The sequence below is a fragment of the Shewanella aquimarina genome (assembly GCF_023349185.1).
Lineage (GTDB): Bacteria > Pseudomonadota > Gammaproteobacteria > Enterobacterales > Shewanellaceae > Shewanella > Shewanella aquimarina.
Genome location: NZ_JAKIKY010000041.1, coordinates 1 through 537, shown reverse-complemented (window position 1 = coordinate 537; position 537 = coordinate 1). Strand labels below are relative to the sequence as shown.

The window sequence follows — 537 nt, the reverse complement described above, 5'->3', positions numbered from 1 at the left end:
ATTGGTGCCTTCGGGAACTCTGAGACAGGTGCTGCATGGCTGTCGTCAGCTCGTGTTGTGAAATGTTGGGTTAAGTCCCGCAACGAGCGCAACCCTTATCCTTACTTGCCAGCGGGTAATGCCGGGAACTTTAGGGAGACTGCCGGTGATAAACCGGAGGAAGGTGGGGACGACGTCAAGTCATCATGGCCCTTACGAGTAGGGCTACACACGTGCTACAATGGTCGGTACAGAGGGTTGCGAAGCCGCGAGGTGGAGCTAATCTCACAAAGCCGGTCGTAGTCCGGATTGGAGTCTGCAACTCGACTCCATGAAGTCGGAATCGCTAGTAATCGTAGATCAGAATGCTACGGTGAATACGTTCCCGGGCCTTGTACACACCGCCCGTCACACCATGGGAGTGGGCTGCACCAGAAGTAGATAGCTTAACCTTCGGGAGGGCGTTTACCACGGTGTGGTTCATGACTGGGGTGAAGTCGTAACAAGGTAGCCCTAGGGGAACCTGGGGCTGGATCACCTCCTTACCTATACGATTGA

1 rRNA gene is annotated in these 537 nt (G+C 54.7%); it reads left to right on the top strand.

Features of this window, described 5'->3' with window-relative positions:
• Positions 1-524 (top strand): 16S ribosomal RNA (locus L2731_RS19515); the annotation flags it as partial.
• Positions 525-537 lie beyond the last annotated feature (13 nt).